Source organism: Rhodococcus sp. WS1, assembly GCF_003797745.1.
In the GTDB taxonomy this organism is placed as follows: Bacteria; Actinomycetota; Actinomycetes; order Mycobacteriales; family Mycobacteriaceae; genus Rhodococcus_F; species Rhodococcus_F erythropolis.
In genome coordinates this window covers 2,000,297-2,016,840 of the sequence record NZ_RKLZ01000001.1, presented here as the reverse complement: position 1 = coordinate 2,016,840, position 16,544 = coordinate 2,000,297, and the positions used below count along the sequence as shown (strand labels likewise).

The window sequence follows — 16,544 nt, the reverse complement described above, 5'->3', positions numbered from 1 at the left end:
CGATGACTCGCGGGGTCACGTTCAGAACAGTATTCGGTGGACCGTCGGTGCCGCTCGACTTCATTGAGGAGTTGACTCGGCTCAGACACCGGCTGAGGGGCATCGCGATGCAGTACGACTTCGATCTGTTTGTTGTCGTTGGTGGCGACATCACCGTGGTGACCGATCCGACCGGGATCCGGCTTCCACGTGTGTTTCTGGGCAGGCGTACCGCTACGGCGCAGGTTCAGATGAACACTGACGACGTGATGGGGGTGTCCGATCCCCGCACATTTCTGTACACGACGATCCATGCGGCACTGACGGAACTGATCGCGCGTGTCTCAGACCGCGACAACGTCTTCGATGCGGACGGGGAGCGGGCGAAGATCGAGTTCTTGATCCTCGATGACAGTGGCGAGTGCGAATCAAAGCTGTGAAGGCAATGACAAATGCTGCGCTCCCAAATTCGTCAGGCTGTTGTCACTTTCTGGCATCAAACACTGCGGTGACCACTTCACAGAAAATCGCCGGGTGCCGGTAATGGACGAACCTCACTATGAGTTCTGCGGTGCGCGGTAGCGGTGACAAGTAGGTAGCGTTCAGCTGCGGCGTAGTCGGTGATCCGTGTGCCGTCGGGCCCGGAGGTCTGGGTGATCAGATCGAGGTATCGGCGGCGATAGAGGTATGCGTCGGGCTGGGTCAAAAGGTACTCCGCGGCGGCGACGACGTCCGGGCTCGGTGCAGCTCGCATGAGTCGGGTATGCGCCGGCTGGTACTCGGTTCTGGTGTGCTGGGCCGGTCCGATGGCTGTGTAGCGCCCGTCGTTGCGATCGTCATTTCGGGCAGTGCTATTCATATGATGGCCTTGGTGTGAATGAGCTCGACGTTGCCGTTGTAGTAGCCGAGGACACGGTGATCCATGATCCGCCGCCACAGTGGTGGTACGGCAGCGCAGACGATCATCACCGCGTATCCGGCAGGGAGTTGCGGAGCGGTTGGAGCGCTGCGCAGAGATTGGTAGCGCAGACGCGGATTCGCGTGATGGTCACTGTGTCGTTGTAATTGGTACAGGAACAAATTGGACACGAGATGATCACTGTTCCAACTGTCTTCGGGCCGGGCTTTGACAAAGCTGCCGTCTTGTCTTCGCACACGGAGCAATCCGTAGTGTTCGAGGTAGTTTGCGGCCTCGAGGAACGTGATCCCGGCCAAGGTTTGCAGGAGCAGCCAGGGCAGTATCTGCCACCCGAATAGGGTGATCAACGTCCCGAACAGTGCGGCGCTCAGCGACCATGCCTGCACGATGTTGTTTCGAGGCGACAGTGCGGGTGAACCCTGTCGGCGCAGGCGTGCTGATTCGATCCGCCAGCCCGATTTCAGACCTCCGAATACGCTGCGGGGCAAGAATATCCAGAACGATTCCCCGAAACGAGCACTGGCGGGATCACGCGGTGTCGCAACGTTGACGTGGTGCCCGTAATTGTGCTCGATGTAGAAGTGCCCGTAGAACGATTGAGCGAGCACAATTTTTGCCAACCGCCGCTCGAGGCGGCTGCTCTTGTGGCCTAGTTCGTGTGCGGCATTGATACCGACTCCCGCAACGACGCCGACGGTCATCGCCAGTGCGATCTTCTCTCCGGTTGCCATCGGGGCGTACACCCAACACCATGCGGCGAAGACGAGGCCAGCGTATTGAAGTGGCACGAACAGGTAGGTACACCATCGGTAGTAGCGGTCGTCCTGCAATGCCGCGATCACGTTGTCGGGTGGGCTGCGGCCGTCTGCGCCGACTGCGACGTCGACGATCGGGATGACGAGAATCAGGATCCAGGCACCGGTCGCCCAGAACAGGCCGAGGTGCAAATATTCGACCAGCAGCCAGGACAGGAAGGGACTCAGCGGGATCAGCAATCCCAACGGCCACCAGTAACGCTTCCGATCCCGCCATGCAGGAGCGTCGACACCTGCTTCGGCGCTCGCTCGAATGTCGTCGGTGTCTGTCATCGAAACTTCTCGAGCACGGGAAAGTGGAATACGGTCATTGCTCTCCAACGGTTCGTGCGGACTTTCGAAGTGGTGTGCTGCGGCGTCTCAGGCGGTTAGGCCAGGTCGGCGAATGCGATGATGTTGTCGTTGTAACTGCGTGCGGTTTCGTCGAAGGATCCACCGCACGTGATGATCCGGAGTCCAGGGTGGTCGATGTCGCCATATACGACCTCGGTGGGAAAGTCCTCTTTGGGGAAGTGTTCGACACTGGTAGCGGTGAACACTGCGCGACTTCCGTCTTCGCGGGTGACGATGATGTCGGCTCCTGTTTCGAGATTCCGCAGATCGAAGAAGACCCCGTCGGTGCCTTGCCAGTCGACGTGGCCGGCGATGATTGCCGGTCCGACCTCACCGGGGGCGGGAGCGCCGGTGTACCACCCTGCGTCCTTCCCATCCGGTGGGACCTCGAGTGCTCCATCGGTATCGAGTCCGAGATCGATGATGTCGGTATCGACGCCGATGGACGGGATTTCGAGTCGAGCGGGGCGGTGGTCAGCAGTTACCGGTGCCCTTTCGGGCAGTGCAGAGTCAGTGGCGCGCGGCGCGGATGTGGTGTCTTGTCGAAGCGACGAGTGTGGTTGTGAATTTCCGCTGTCGGATTGTCCACCGGCGCATCCGACCACCGTTACGAGTACTGAAACAGTGAGGGCGAGAGCCGTGATGGCTCGGCGAGATCGCGGAGCCATCACGGAGTTCTTGTCTTTCATCTATCGACTTGTCCGACGGATGACGAGGGCCGATATAGCCACGACGCCGAAGGTGGCGACCAGCAAGGCTGTCCACGCTCCACCCGACTGGCCGGAACGTTGGGATTGTGTGCTTCCGTCACCGGTGTCGACCGACCCTCGTGGTACCTGCTGCACCTGAGGGGCTCGAACATTCGGGGATTCCGGGACTGTCGGTTGAGTGGTCGGGGCACCCGTTCGAGAAGCCGACGTCGTCGGCACCTGAGACGGGACGGTTACCGTCCCGGGCACGGTGGGAGGTATTACCGGCAGTGTTGGGAGACCGGGAATCTCGGGTATGGACGGAATGTTTCGGCTGGTCGTGATGATCGGCGGTACGCCCGCAGTGGTTGTAGTCGTGCCGTTCGGCCCTGGTGTGGTGGTCGTCGCTTCCACCGGTGTACCAGTCGTGGTTGTAGTCACCTCCGGCGGGACGACCGTCGTGGTTGTAGTCACCACCGGCGGGACCACAGTCGTGGTGGTAGTTATCGCGGTGTCAGGCGGGACGGTCGTCGTCGTAGTGGTCGGGGTCGTAGTCGTGACAGGAGGCGCACAGGTCGGGATCGTAACGGTGTTCGTATCCAGAGTGACTGCGCCATTGATCGCCAACAGTCGACCCTCGACGGTTGCCTCGGTTGTGGCAGTAATGTCTGTCAGCGCCAAGAGGTTTCCTCGGAAGACGGAGTTGGTGCCGAGGGTGGCGGAACTTCCAACCTGCCAGAAAACATTGCATGCCTGCGTTCCGTTGATCAGTGCGACGGTGCTCGAAGACGATGTGATCAGCGTTGATCCCGCTTGGAAGACGAAGACTGCATCGGGGTCACCTTGCGCGTCGAGGGTGACGGTTCCCGACAGCGCGATCGACGAACCGGAGTTGTAGACACCCGAAACCAGTGTCCGACCGGTCAAGTCGGCTCCGGTCGGTTGTGTGGGTCCCTGACCGGCGAGAGTGTTGTACGCAGTCAACACATCGGGCTTCGCTCCCTGCGATACCGCGTCGCCGCCATGGTTGGTGCCGGTAATCGTCAGATCCGATACACCGGTGATGGTAGGCGTCGGATATGTGCCGATGTCGCCGCCGAGCGTCGTCGGCCCAGTGTTGGTGATTCCTGCTCCGGCAAGGACTGCAAAGGGCTCAGCGGTACCGAGTCCGACGGCAGTCGCTTCGGCGCCCGCAGTGCCGGCCGGCAGGACGAGAATGCCGACTGAGAATACGGAAATCGTTGCAATGCCGGAAAATTGAAAGAACCGCGAGCGTCGTGTTGCGGTGGGTGCTGTCATGTTCTGTTCATCTTCGATCCTTTGAAGAAGGGACTCATGCGACGAAAGTGAGTCCGTACGTTCCGCGCCGGCTTCGGCGCCAGGGACGTATCGATGAGCGCCCAATGAATCCGGACATTCCGGCTATACGATGTGTGTATACGTTGTATAGGTAGGGCGTCCCCGAACAGTAAACCAGCCGTGCGGTTCTGTCAATGCGTAGGCATACGATGTATGTTCTGTGAATGACCGGACACTCGCGAGATCGCAATGATGGTTTGGTTCCAGTCGCGGACCGCGAGGAACCTCTCACCAGGGCGCTCGTGCTTTCGACGGCATTGGCGATCATCGACGAGGAAGGCGCCGAAGGCCTTTCCATGCGGCGGCTGGGGAAAGCGCTCGATAGAAATCCGATGACCCTCTACAGATATGCGGCAAACAAGGCGGCGCTGTTGGACGGGGTCGTAGAGACCGTGCTCGAACAACTGGCCGTCGATCCGTCCGATCGCGACTGGAGAGGGCAACTGCACGCGGTTGCCTACGGGTATCGCCGACTCGCACTCGAGCACCCTAACGTGGTTCCTTTGCTGGTCACTCGGCCGTTGTCGACGCCGCTCGGATTGCGTCCCCCGGGAACGCTGCGCTACCTCGAGGCGATACTCGAACTGCTGATACGCGCCGGTTTCACCTCTGAAGACGCATTGCACATCTACCGGGCGGTGTTCGGTTTCCTCAATGGGCACATTCTCAACGAGCTTCAGGAAATAGTCGAAAATCCGGAGGAGACCGACGATCTCCTGCGACTCGGCCTGCATCGGCTTCCGCTTGCCGAGTTCCCCAGACTGCGATCGATGGCTACGATCATGGCTCACTACGACGGGCAGGACGAACTCGAGCGCGGTCTGGCAATTCTTCTGGAGGGCCTGGCGACAGCTTCCCCGCCCTCGAGTGCAGAAGGCTGACCACTTTCAGGTTGGGCATCGAGATGAGACGACCTCGACGGCCACACAATTCAGGGGACCGACGAGGCCGGTAAACATCAGTGGGGTCACTGATCGTTTACATTTTAACCGTACGTGTCACGGGTGGCCGGTGTCGGCGCGCTTCGTCCTTGTTGTGTGAGTGTTTCGTCCCGCTCCGCCCATTTCGGGCGATTCTTCATCTAGCTGAGGTTGGTGAATCTTCGGCTTGCGTCGTGGAACGATCCTCAGGCTTCGCCCGGGCTTGACGACTGAATACGGCCTTCCGTCCGCCCGAATAGGCGGACGGAAGACCTCAATTCAGTTGCGGGTGAACGCACTCGGCGATCGCGATCGGGTCTTGTCAGGGTTGAAATTCGTCGTTGGATGAATTCTCCGGCGAGCCGGCCGCGAGTATGCGCGTCCACCACCTTTGTCGCTGCGGATCTTCGTTCCAGACGACCGGTTCAGCCAGAGCTGCGGTGGGGGCCATGATTGGCGCGGGCATAGTGGACCTCCTGGATGAAAGGTTCTTGTACAGTCGATTTCGTGCCAAGCCGTTCAGGTCAGGCTTCGATCTGTCCATGAGTTTCTGCCTCGGAGTTGGCAGTGCTGGACGGCGGCCCCGACGAGATTTCGATCCGCCGCGGTTTCGCCTTCTCTGCGATCGGCAAGCTCACGGTCAACACGCCGTTGTCGTACGAGGCGACGATCCGCTCGGAGTCGATGTCCTCACTGATGGACAGCTGCCTTCTATACGTTCCCGTGAAACGCTCACTGGCCAGCCACGTCACTCCATCTTCGGAGAGAGCACTGCGGTGCGCGGTCAAGGTCAGGGTCGAGCCATCTACCTGTACGTCCACCGATCCCGGGTCGACGCCGGGAAGATCGGCGTGAAGGACGTAGTGATCATCGATCTTGTAGAGGTCCATCGGCATGAAACGTGGACTTCGGTTGCTGCCGGTTCCGGTAGCAAGCAAGGACTTGGTGATCGCGTCGATGTCGGTGAAGGGATCGAAACGAAGCACAGCAACACACCTCCCGTATCGTCTAAGAAAGGCCACCGTCACCTCGACGGCGACCGAACTCACTGTGCGAGAACATGATAACCAACCGATCTGGCACTCTGCAACCTTGAGTGCCAGATTCTTCGACTGAACTTCGGCTAGATTTTCGGGAGCATCTGGGGGGCGTGGCTGTTCGGTGATCACGCGATCACTCGAGTCCTGCTGGATCAGGACACCTGGGTTCAAGAATCCGCAGATGCCTCGGTTCGATCCGCCTCGAACGAGTGTGATGAAGTACCAGTCAGCTTGTGGTGCTAGCTATTTCGTCGAGAGCTCGTTCTACGGCTTGTGCGATCTTGCTTGCCGGAGGGAGATGCTCGGCATCGGTCTGGATTCCGATCCAGAATTTGTCGTTGTAGGACGCTGCTGTGAAGCCGATTCGAACATTGCCCGCCAACGGGCCGAGCGGCCAGAGTTGGACGAGCGCTGCCCCGTCGAGCGTGAGCGGACCGCGTGGTCCGTGAACATTGGACACCACTGCACCGATCATGTGCTGTCGCTTCGCGAATTTGTCGAAGATGCCGGCTACACGCGGCGACCGAAATGTTGTTCCTGCCGCACGTGCGGACGGTTTTGCGGCCGCAGTTTGCTTCGCGACGATTGCGACGGCACGTTCCAGGTCTGTTTCTTGAAGTGGGAGGTCGATGATCATGAATCCGACGGCGTTGCGTGCGTCTCCGATTGCTGTGACTGCGACGGGGACCGATACGGCGATCGTTTTCGGAATGGACTCGCCACGATCTTCGAGGATGAATCGCAGTCCGGTGCTCGCTGCAACGAGGTAGGCATCGTTCAATGTGCCTCCCACACTTTGCGCACCGCGCACGACCGGAGCGGTCCGGGTGCTGACGGAAGCGATGGATCTCGTGGTGCCGATTGTGCCGAGCAGTACCCGTGATCGGATCGGCCGATGTAGGAACGTCCCGATTCGAAATCGGAGGAGGTCCAGGGAACTGGCCTTCTGGGGGATGTGTGGCTCGGGGGAGTGGCCGGTTTTCGCCGTTGGTGGCGCCCCTGGGTCGGGTTTTTTCGAATCAGGCGAGGCGAACAAGCGCTCGAAAAGGTCGCTGGCACCGGCGCCGTCGAGAACCGCATGATGCACTCGAATGACGATGCCGCACTGACCAGTTCGAGCTACAGGAATCAATGCGATGTGCCACAACGGTCGGGTGGTGTCAAGGGGTTGCATCACAAGTCGACCACAAACCGCTTCGAAGTCGGGTTCGGTGGGACCGCGTTCCTCCAGTGAGACATGGAGGTCGACCTCTATGTTGCTTTCCGTCCACCACCATGACCCATGCCGCACAATCGGTCGTTGCCGCAACAACGGTTCCTGCGCGATCTGCGCGGCGAGTGTTCGGTGAAGATGCGCTAGATCCGGTCGACCGTCGCTGTCGACAAAGCCGCCCGGAGAGAGCAGACCGGCAATAGTGACCAGGTACGGCTGGACATCCACACCGAGCTGGAAGCTCGCAGCGTCGACGGGTGATATCGGCACGTCGGGTGTGGTGTCGACCATCTGCTGAGCCTAATCGAGGCGACACGGTGGACGGCGCTGGTTTCGGCTAGCGGATCACCAAGTCGTGGTCGGTGGCGCTGAGCGTGATCGCGGCAATGTGGTTTCCGCGCATCCAGTCCTGCACGAACGCGTTCAGAGCGGGGTTCGATGCCCGATCCGCGTACGCGTCCGACGGGATCTCGATTGCCCCGACGAGGTGGCGCGGATCGGCATCGAGGCCGGATGCGCGGGGAGTCATCCGTAGTCCGTCGGCGGTGTGCAGGACGACCGGAAGAACCGTGCCATCCGGTGCAGTCACGGTCGCGGTCCGGGTGGTGGCGACCGGGTCGAAATGGTCCACGTCCAGTCGGTATCCGGACGGTTGTGCGTACTGGCCGATCGCGTCGAGCATGCGCGGATCCACCACAGAGTACGGAAACCCGATGTCGATCAGAGTCTGGCCGTCGATGGCGCCGTCGCGGGCGGGCAAGGTCGTGGACAAGTGCCAGGGGGCAGCGGGGGACAGGGTATCCGTCGACCGGTCTGTCGGCGCGTTTTCGATCAGTGTGCCGAGGAGGGACGCGCCAGTCGGCGTGAACTCCCAAGCATCCCCGACGAGATCCTTGTGCCAGAAACCGGATTCGGCGCCGCGGCGGCCCTCGACACGCAACTCCCGCCGGTTCGGGCCGGGGCCGAGTGAGTGCACACTGATCGCGGATGTGACTTCACCGGGAATCTTGGGCTGGTGCACCCAGTCCGGTGCCGGAAGTTGGATCGCGGCGGTGCTGCGGTCCAGCGTTTCGGCCACGAGGTTGGGTGCCGACGGCTTGTCCGACTGATCTTCCCAGCTGTAGCGGAAGAAGATCGAGTCCGATCCCGAAGAATCGAAATCAAATGTGCGGGTGTACATGTCGCCGTACTTGTTCATCACGAAAGTGGTTGATCCGGCCGCCGACAGCGAGTCCGCCTGGAATCGCCCGCCGAGCGGGCCGCCGATCTCGTAGCTGTCGTCGTTGGGCAGCCACGGGTCTGCGTAAGTTATTCGGCTGCCGTCCGCGGTCAGCGTGGGGATCATCGTCATCTTGGCGAGTCCGACGAAGTGAATCCGTCCTGCGATGTCGGTGAAAGTTTGATTGTCCCAAGGCGACGAGACGCTCAGCGCCCACCCGTTCGGCCGGTCTCCCGGAAGTTGTCGGCCTGGACCACTCCAGAGGGGCGCGCCCCACGCGGAAGTCCAGTTCCACACGAGCGGGTCCTGGGAGGCGTTGTCCATCGTGTAAACCCAGCCGTTGTCGTCGACTGCGACGAGTTCGTCGTCGTCCAGTGATATCCCGACCAGTCGTCCACGTAGGCATTCGGGCATCGGCACGAAACGCCATGGCTCGGTCGTTGGTTCGCCGGGTGCCCGCGGACGAGCGAGTAAGTCGTGGTCGACCAGTGCAAAGTCCCAGAATCGATTGAATTGGGTTGTTGGCGTGCGCATCTCGATGGAAGACGGGGTGGCCGTGCCGTTGAACAACGGAAGGTTTTCCAACCCGACTCGTCCGCCTCCCGAGGGTGCGCCGGGTGGCAGTTGGGCGGTTCCGAATGGTACGCAACTGGCCGGCCCGGTTTCGGTGGGCGTGGCTGCGGAGAGGGGAGTGGACCACAGCAGGCCGGCGGCGAAGAGGATGCCGACGGTCGACAGTCGCGATCGGTACGGGTGCGAAACTCCACTCGCGGTCTCGTTCACCGTCCGATTGTCGCATGATCGGCACGTTGAATCTGCGGATTGTGAGGTTTGTCCATCTGTGTCGGTTGCGGCGAGAGTGCCGATCGCTGCGTTGGTTGTTGTGAGTGGAACGAGAGTGCTTGTACTGCAAAAGTATTCGCCGTGTATCTGAGTTTGCCATGACCTGCAGATACGGTGGGGTGATGAGAAGGCCGAAGTCGCTGGGTGAATGGTTGGTAGCTGACCCTCCGGAGTCGTCCAAGCCACCGGGGCCGATTCTTTTGGCGTTCACCGTTGTTCCGCTTATTGCGTTGGTCTGCCGGCATTACGGATGGTGGCCTTCGCCATTCGGTGACTTCAGGTGGTTCGATCCTCTCCTCGTCAGCGCTGCGGCTCTGCTCACCTTGATCGTTGTTGGTCTGGTGTGGGCGGTTCGTACGCTCTACGTTCTCGGCCAGGACCGACGGTGGTCGTGGTGGATCCTGCCCTCTCCGGTTGCCGTTATCGCCGCGGTCGCTGCGGTGTTGTTGATGCCGCCGGCAACTTTCCTCGACAAGAGCGGAGAGTTCGAGACCATCGCGATTGCTCTCCTGGAGCAGCCTGGATCGACTGTGGAAGAGCTCGAGATCGGCCAGTTCGAGATCAGCAGTGCCCATGTCGTACGTCCCGATGAGGTCTACTTCATCGACAACGACAGCATGTTCACCACCACGAGTGGATGGGTGTACTCGCCCAGCGGCGCACCTACGGGGTTCGACGATTTCTCCGCAAAGCACCTCGGCGGACCTTGGTACGAGTTCACGGCGGTCTGGCGTGACTGATTCGCGCCATTTCACGCATGAAGTGCGTCGATAAATCGAGTGGCCCGTGTCGAGGACCTGTGGCTACCATCGGGGTGTGGACATCGTGATGCCCCATGGGCGTGAGGGGGTTGTCGGCGTCGTCTTCGCCGGCAGCAGATAGCGCATTTCGGACCCGACAGCACTAGGTGCTGGTCGGGCCATGAGCTGTACCCACCTTCACCGATCCACGATTGGCATACACCCATGATCATTTTGACCGATACATCTACCCGTTCCAGCCTCGTCAACGCGAGCCGTAAGGAGAAGACTGATCTCACGTTGCCGGATGGCTTCGACACCATCGACTTCGACGCTCTCGACTATCTGGGCTGGCGAGATCCCAAAATGGGCCGACGCGCCTACGCGATCGTCCCGACACTCGACGGGGAGATCATCGGAGTCTTGCTCGTTCAAGCGCAAGCCACTCCACGGTCGCGCGCCCAGTGTTCCTGGTGCCGTGACACGCGCCTTCCCAACGAGGTCGTCTTCTACGGCGCCAAGTTGGCCGGCCCGGCCGGTCGACGCGGCAGCACAGTCGGAACACTGATCTGCCGAGATTTCCAGTGCTCGGCCAATGTTCGTAACGACCCCCCGCTCCCATACGCCGGCTACGATGCCGCCGCTGCGCGCCAGGACCGGAAAGATGAACTGGTGCTGCGTGCTTCGAGTTTTGTCGAGCGAGTGGCTCGGCAGTAGAGGGGACCCCGGGGACGCGATATCCCTGTTGTGAAGTTCGGCCCCTCCCTGGGCTGAGGAAGGGGCCGAACTGCCTGGACGGTGTCGATCCGAGGGGCACTCGGACACGGTGCGACATCTGGCGTCGCACATGATTACTCGGTCAGGGCGTTGCTCGACGTAAAGTGACCCAGGCTCCGGCTATGCAGGCGATGGCCAGGGCCAATGGAAGTAGTGCCATCGGCACCACTCGGGAAGTATCGGCAAACCACGAACCGATCGCCGGCCACCAGCTGGCCCAGGTGATTACGATCGCTGACAGGCCGAGCACACCGAAGAGACCGGTGAGAGAGGCGAGCAGACCGGTGGTCCTCCATCGCTGGTAGATCGCACCTGTCAGCATTGCGATCGAACTGGTCAGCAGCAGCGTCGCGAACAGCGCGAGCAACTGAACGGCTGCGCTGTCGGTGAAATAGCGTGCGATGCCGAACATGCGCATGTGCACACCCCAGCCGTTGGTGGCGGACTCCACCACTGACAGCAGTTGTAGCGCGATTGCGAAGATTGCGGACTGTGTCAACGCCATTATCGTGGTGGCAGTGAAGAACTCGCGGCGAGTCACGCTCAGCCCGAGCGCGAACGGGAACGTCTGGGTCATCGACTGGAGGTAGAACGCCAGCACGAAACCGTAAACGGAGAACACACTGCCGGTGAATCCCTCACCCTGCTCGTTTCCGACGATCGCGTAGATGGTGAAGCTGATGAGGAAAGAGATCCAAAGGATGCCCACCGGCCAGGCGATCAGCAACGGCCACGCGACCGTGTGCAGTTGGAGGACGGAACCGATCCTGGACCGGGTGGGCGCCTTCGGGACCGTCCGGGGCGCTGTCGTTGCGATGCTCATGCGGTGATCTCCTTGCGCTGCGTCGAAGTCGCGATGACAAGTTCCTGCAAAGATGCCGGTTCCACTTGGACTCCCGCCTCCCGCAGTCGGATTCGCTCGGTCTCGGTCACATCGGCCTGCAACATGATTCGGCTGTGGGAGCCTAGTGTCTCCCGGCGCAGGACCCTGCCGGACGCGGCAACAGCATCCACCGCATCAAGGGGGCCGGATACCACTACGGCGCGACCTCGCAGTGCGTCTGCGTCCTCGTCGACGACAATCCGGCCGCTGTCTACGACGATCACGTGCTCGAGCAGATTGGCTACCTCGTCGATAAGGTGAGTCGAAAGCACTACAGTGCGAGGATGTTCGGCATAATCGGCAAGCAGACGATCGTAGAAGAGTTGGCGTGCAACGGCATCGAGGCCGAGATACGGCTCGTCGAAGAGCGTGAGCGGTGCACGGGAGGCAAGTCCGATGATCACTCCCAACGCTGACCGCATGCCGCGCGAGAGCTTCTTCACCTTGCGGCACAGTGGAAGTTGGAAATCGTCGAGCAGTGTCTCGGCGAACGCGTGGTCCCAATTCGGGAGCAGATGGCCGGCGGCGACGAGTACATGCTTGACCTTGAGGTCCTCGGGGTACGTCTGGCTTTCCTTGACGAAGCACACGTTCGCCAAGACGTCGGCATTTTCGAAAGGGGCAGCGCCGAATACCTCGACGTCGCCGCTGGTGTGCAGGTCCTGTCCGGTCAGTATCTGCATGATCGTGGTCTTGCCTGCGCCGTTACGTCCGAGCAGGCCGTAGATTTTGTTCTGGCCGATCTCGAACGAGACGTCCGAGAGCGCATCGACGTCCCCGTAGCTTCTGTTCACTGCTCGCATCGAGGCGACGAGTTCAGTTTCGTCGAAACGCCTGACGTGCGACATGGTCGTTGTCGTGCTTGAGTTCATCGGTCCGCCTTCCTGTCGTCCAGCATGGATTTGAGTTCGTCGAGGGAAATCTGAAGGCGGTCGGCCTCCATGACCAACGGCTCGATGTATTGGCGCGCGAACGCTTCTCGTCGTCTGAACCTGAGTGCGTCGCGGGCGCCGACGGTGACGAACATTCCGATTCCCCGTTTCTTGTAGAGGAGCCCCTCGCCTACGAGTTGATTGAGGCCCTTGGCTGCCGTCGCCGGATTGATTCGGTGGAACGCCGCCAGTTCGTTGGTTGAGGGCACCTGCCCGTCTTCCGGCAGTGAGCCGTCGATGATCGAGCCTTCGATCTGCTCGGCGATCTGCTGGAACAGTGGTCGTCCGTCGTCGATCACGATGATCGACGCCCGGTGTTCACTGGTTCATTACTCATGTAATGAACCATAGAACGTCGTGGGGCATGTTGGCAATGAGATCGCGGAATCTGGCACCGATGCCTTGGGTCTCCGAGCGCTACCCATCGGGATATTCATCGCAGAGGCTGATGGAACAGCTTGGATGCAGACCAGCTACGACTCCCAGATCCCCGGGGCGCTGCGCACAGGCATTGAGCTTCTGCGGAACCGTGGAACCGCCGATCTAGGTGGTCGACCACGGGACGGGGTTGACCGAAACACCCGTCAGCATCGGCAATTCGCCACCCAACGTGAACAGACGAAACCGCGGCCTCGGCTTCGGGGCGTAACCCGGAGTCGTAGAACAGAAGCCGGACCGCACGCCGCGGTCGGGCTGTTTTTCGTCAACCCAAAGACGGAATCGCATCCACCGCAAGTAGGGACTTAGCGCCTCGTTTTGGTGTTTCTGTACTGATTCGCGATCCCGATACGTACGCTTCCGGCCAGGGAATCGGACACTCGACCAACAGGGGTATCAATGCCGAATGTGACAGTGAAGTTCGGGGGTTCAGACCCGGAAACAGCAGACCTCGCACGCCGGGCACTGCAACCAGTACTCGACAGCATCTACCGCACATACCGCAGGAAACCGCTCCCATTCGTCGAAGCCGCACTGAAACGCGCAGGCCGAGGGAGCTTCTCACAAGCAGGAATTGAGCGATTCGCCAATTACATTTCAAGAGGCGACCGACCGATTCTCACCAAATAGTGCGGCCGCCCGTGATCAGGCCGAAGACCGAAGCGCTTCCACCGGCTACCTGGTCGACGACTTAAAGTGGTCTGTGCCAACTAGGTTCTGTGCCAACTAGGTACAGGTCCATCGTGGTCAACATCGGAGACAGCTCCCGCTCGCGTCCGAGATCGGTAGCTGCCTCACCGTGGCATGGGACCTGTCAAACACAATCTCCCCTTCCTGGACAGGTAGGGGAGATTGTGTTTGTGACCACCGCACGATCCACGCATCTGCTGATATGCAGGTTTCAGGCAGAGCTGAAACTGTCATTCACATGCGGTCGGCCGATCTTCTCTACAAGTCGGGTGCGGTTAGTGGCCCTGCGCCTTCTAATGAGAAGGGGATCGTGGAACCGTTCGCCATCGCCACGATCACGTTGACGATAGCAAAGAGGACGTTATTCATTTCAAATTCACCTCCTCTCTCCGTCTAGAGCCCGGCAGCATTCGCTATTGCATACAGGGCAGAGGCCCTGCTATCGAAATTGGGACTGCAATGTAAGCGGGCGAGCCTGGACCGAATGAGGTGACTGTCCTGATATATCCGAGGCCATTCGAGGAGTTGTAGTCCACCAACCAAGGTCCACCAGAATCGCCTCCGCCAAAGTTGCCCGGTTTGGGAGTTGCGTGAGAAGCCGTAGCTCCGAACGTCATAACCAGGGAAGGCGCCGCAATGCTTGCGAGGAATAAGGTTTCGACTCTGGACACCTACGGCCCTCTATCGAATTGGGGCCAACCTGCCGGTTTTTTAAGATCTTCGGGAAGGTAGCGCGACGCTAAGGTGACAGTCCTCCAAACTGGGGTATTTCTTCGAGATTTATCCGGCTCTTCCGGATCCGGAGTGTATGAGTCGAACCACGGATGATCCGAGCAGGCACAAGATGTAGGTCGGTGAGGGTTTTTAATGTGCAGACCGATGGTCGTGCATTGGGACTTACGGTTAGGGCTGTCCGATACTGAGGAAGAATACGTACTTGATGCTTTTCGAAGGTGATTTTTGACGGACTTGGGTATTTTCACAGTTGTGATTGTGAGAAGACCTGCATTCTTGCGTGAGTTGTGGTCCCCGGTGTCCGGGTGCGCTACGGCAGATCGGTTTTAAAAACTGATAAGCGCGCGGTGCCCGAGCAGAGACAGTTTCCAACCCCATCGGTTGGTAGTCGCGCTCGAATCACTGATGGACGGCAAACGAACCGAGGTACCGGCGACCATCGGCTTCGAGGTCGACAGCACTCTCCTGACAGTGCGCGCAATGGACACCGATTTAGGCCGGGGCACGACCAGTCGGACGGCATCGATGAACTGCAGAATTCCGAGATCCGGTCCTCTAGCACCCCCATTTGCGTTGGATACACGTTAACTGATCACTGAATGGAGGAGGTTGTGTACCTGCCGTGTACCTGTCACAGGATTTGGGACCCAAACAAGCGAAGTTCGTCTGCCCCAAAAAGGACTCTGAACTGCGGAGAATCTGTGGAGCCGATGACGGGAATCGAACCCGCGTATTCAGCTTGGGAAGCTGATGTTCTACCATTGAACTACATCGGCGTCGCAGCCGACCGGACGTGTTTTCACCGCCGATCAACGTGCTTTCCGAACATTATCAGACGAGCATTCGAGCAGACGTATCACTGGCCGTCGTTGAAGAGAAGGCGCGTGTCGAAGTCGGCACAATTGGTGGATCTTCGTCTAAAAGTTATGCGCGGGAAAGCCTGTCGGGATGGAGAACTCGCGACATGTGGGGCTGGGCTCTGCCGTGGGAGTCCAGAACCCGCGCATCGTGTTCGGTAGCCACAGTGTGATCGCACCCATCGATGGGTCGGTACTGCCCGCAGAACCGGTAACCTCTACCTGTGCTGCTCTCCGATCGTGACATCCGTGCCGAAATCTCCGTTGGACGTCTGGGTATCGACCCTTTCGACGATTCCATGGTGCAACCGTCGAGCGTCGACGTGCGCCTGGATGGTCTGTTTCGGGTGTTCAACAACACGCGGTACACGCACATCGACCCGGCACTGCGCCAGGACGAGCTGACCAGCCTGGTCGAACCAGCAGAGGGCGAGCCGTTTGTGCTTCATCCCGGCGAGTTCGTTCTCGGTTCGACTCTCGAAGTGTGCTCACTGCCGAACGACCTGGCCGGCCGCCTCGAAGGTAAGTCGAGCCTCGGGCGCCTGGGCCTTTTGACGCACTCCACTGCCGGCTTCATCGACCCGGGTTTCAGTGGCCACATCACACTGGAGCTGTCCAACGTCGCAAACCTGCCGATCACGCTGTGGCCGGGAATGAAGATCGGGCAGCTCTGCCTGCTCAAGCTGTCGAGCGCTGCAGAGTTCCCCTACGGAAGCTCCGAGGCCGGATCCAAGTACCAGGGTCAGCGCGGCCCGACTCCGTCGAAGGCGTACCTGAACTTCAACCGCAGCTGAACGAACCAACTTCGGGGGGAGTCGCATGATCGGAATTTTCTACGGTCTGGTGTTCATGAACTTGTTGTTCGTGACCAGCACCGTGTGCTTGATGAAGCCGTCGAAGGCCAGTGTTGTTGCGACCGTCTGCGCAGGAGTGGCGTGGCTCTTCTTCAACGGCCCGCTGGAAGGTCAGGTCTTGTGGTCGTTGAATCGAGAACACGGTCTGACGGTCTCGGATCTGATGTCGCTTGTTGCCTTCGGCATCGCCGCTCGTGGTTGGAATCAGGTCCGTAAGGTCCGCGAAACCGTCGACGCCGATCGTTACTGACCTGCGAGCTCACCTCAATTGAACGCCACGATTCGGGCAGAAGTTTCGACCTGGAGCAC

Annotated in this window: 17 protein-coding genes and 1 tRNA gene; 6 read left to right on the top strand and 12 right to left on the bottom strand. The window is 60.0% G+C overall.

The window, feature by feature from the left end; translation table 11 throughout:
• The first annotated feature begins 2 nt into the window (after nucleotides 1-2).
• The gene (locus EEB12_RS09335; RefSeq protein WP_030535916.1) at nucleotides 3-419 is read left to right on the top strand and encodes a hypothetical protein; all 417 of its coding nucleotides are present in this window, start codon (nucleotides 3-5) and stop codon (nucleotides 417-419) included.
• A gap of 77 nt (nucleotides 420-496) precedes the next feature.
• On the opposite strand, the gene EEB12_RS09330 is transcribed toward EEB12_RS09335, so the two are convergent.
• The 4 genes from EEB12_RS09330 to EEB12_RS09315 form a co-directional block, all read right to left on the bottom strand.
• Entirely contained in the window at nucleotides 497-838 is a 342-nt protein-coding gene (locus EEB12_RS09330) for a hypothetical protein (protein ID WP_019747502.1), read from the bottom strand.
• Entirely contained in the window at nucleotides 835-1,986 is a 1,152-nt protein-coding gene (locus EEB12_RS09325) for an alkane 1-monooxygenase (protein ID WP_070385366.1), read from the bottom strand. The genes EEB12_RS09330 and EEB12_RS09325 overlap by 4 nt, the downstream gene beginning before the upstream one ends.
• Before the next feature lie 95 nt (nucleotides 1,987-2,081).
• On the bottom strand, nucleotides 2,082-2,735 hold the full coding sequence (locus EEB12_RS09320) for a class F sortase (protein WP_019747500.1): 654 nt from the start codon (nucleotides 2,733-2,735) through the stop codon (nucleotides 2,082-2,084).
• Entirely contained in the window at nucleotides 2,736-4,034 is a 1,299-nt protein-coding gene (locus tag EEB12_RS09315) for an ice-binding family protein (protein ID WP_029537823.1), read from the bottom strand.
• Between the two features lie 224 nt (nucleotides 4,035-4,258).
• Between EEB12_RS09315 and EEB12_RS09310 the strand changes: the two genes are divergently transcribed.
• Complete coding sequence (locus EEB12_RS09310) at nucleotides 4,259-4,975, top strand: TetR/AcrR family transcriptional regulator (RefSeq protein WP_019747499.1); 717 nt, start codon at nucleotides 4,259-4,261, stop codon at nucleotides 4,973-4,975.
• A gap of 361 nt (nucleotides 4,976-5,336) precedes the next feature.
• On the opposite strand, the gene EEB12_RS30445 is transcribed toward EEB12_RS09310, so the two are convergent.
• From EEB12_RS30445 to EEB12_RS09295, 4 genes are all read right to left on the bottom strand, one after another.
• Nucleotides 5,337-5,480: a hypothetical protein gene (locus tag EEB12_RS30445; RefSeq protein WP_175413820.1), complete on the bottom strand. Its 144-nt coding sequence runs from the start codon at nucleotides 5,478-5,480 to the stop codon at nucleotides 5,337-5,339.
• Nucleotides 5,481-5,538: 58 nt separating this feature from the next.
• Nucleotides 5,539-6,000, bottom strand: a complete 462-nt coding sequence (locus EEB12_RS09305; RefSeq protein ID WP_069146275.1) for an Hsp20/alpha crystallin family protein — start codon at nucleotides 5,998-6,000, stop codon at nucleotides 5,539-5,541.
• A gap of 280 nt (nucleotides 6,001-6,280) precedes the next feature.
• Nucleotides 6,281-7,558 carry a wax ester/triacylglycerol synthase domain-containing protein gene (locus EEB12_RS09300; protein ID WP_069146113.1) on the bottom strand — a complete coding sequence of 426 codons (1,278 nt, stop codon included), beginning with the start codon at nucleotides 7,556-7,558 and terminating at the stop codon, nucleotides 6,281-6,283.
• Nucleotides 7,559-7,604: 46 nt separating this feature from the next.
• Complete coding sequence (locus EEB12_RS09295) at nucleotides 7,605-9,269, bottom strand: hypothetical protein (RefSeq protein WP_019747495.1); 1,665 nt, start codon at nucleotides 9,267-9,269, stop codon at nucleotides 7,605-7,607.
• Between the two features lie 182 nt (nucleotides 9,270-9,451).
• Here EEB12_RS09295 and EEB12_RS09290 point away from each other — a divergent pair, with 182 nt between their 5' ends.
• Both EEB12_RS09290 and EEB12_RS09285 read left to right on the top strand, forming a co-directional pair.
• Nucleotides 9,452-10,069 carry a hypothetical protein gene (locus EEB12_RS09290; protein ID WP_029537817.1) on the top strand — a complete coding sequence of 206 codons (618 nt, stop codon included), beginning with the start codon at nucleotides 9,452-9,454 and terminating at the stop codon, nucleotides 10,067-10,069.
• Between the two features lie 225 nt (nucleotides 10,070-10,294).
• Nucleotides 10,295-10,786, top strand: a complete 492-nt coding sequence (locus EEB12_RS09285; protein WP_019747493.1) for an FBP domain-containing protein — start codon at nucleotides 10,295-10,297, stop codon at nucleotides 10,784-10,786.
• Nucleotides 10,787-10,928: 142 nt separating this feature from the next.
• On the opposite strand, the gene EEB12_RS09280 is transcribed toward EEB12_RS09285, so the two are convergent.
• The 4 genes from EEB12_RS09280 to EEB12_RS09260 form a co-directional block, all read right to left on the bottom strand.
• Nucleotides 10,929-11,669: an ABC transporter permease gene (locus EEB12_RS09280; RefSeq protein ID WP_141487666.1), complete on the bottom strand. Its 741-nt coding sequence runs from the start codon at nucleotides 11,667-11,669 to the stop codon at nucleotides 10,929-10,931.
• The gene (locus EEB12_RS09275; protein ID WP_141487665.1) at nucleotides 11,666-12,601 is read right to left on the bottom strand and encodes an ABC transporter ATP-binding protein; all 936 of its coding nucleotides are present in this window, start codon (nucleotides 12,599-12,601) and stop codon (nucleotides 11,666-11,668) included. Before EEB12_RS09275 ends, EEB12_RS09280 begins: the two co-directional genes overlap by 4 nt.
• A complete protein-coding gene (locus EEB12_RS09270) occupies nucleotides 12,598-12,960 on the bottom strand; it encodes a GntR family transcriptional regulator (protein WP_019747490.1) in 363 nt (120 codons plus the stop codon). The genes EEB12_RS09275 and EEB12_RS09270 overlap by 4 nt, the downstream gene beginning before the upstream one ends.
• 2,266 nt (nucleotides 12,961-15,226) lie before the next feature.
• Nucleotides 15,227-15,300, bottom strand: a tRNA-Gly gene (locus EEB12_RS09260).
• A gap of 305 nt (nucleotides 15,301-15,605) precedes the next feature.
• Between EEB12_RS09260 and dcd the strand changes: the two genes are divergently transcribed.
• Nucleotides 15,606-16,175, top strand: a complete 570-nt coding sequence (dcd, locus tag EEB12_RS09255) for a dCTP deaminase (protein WP_019747488.1) — start codon at nucleotides 15,606-15,608, stop codon at nucleotides 16,173-16,175.
• 25 nt (nucleotides 16,176-16,200) lie between these two features.
• The gene (locus EEB12_RS09250; protein WP_019747487.1) at nucleotides 16,201-16,485 is read left to right on the top strand and encodes a hypothetical protein; all 285 of its coding nucleotides are present in this window, start codon (nucleotides 16,201-16,203) and stop codon (nucleotides 16,483-16,485) included.
• The last annotated feature ends 59 nt before the right edge of the window (nucleotides 16,486-16,544 follow it).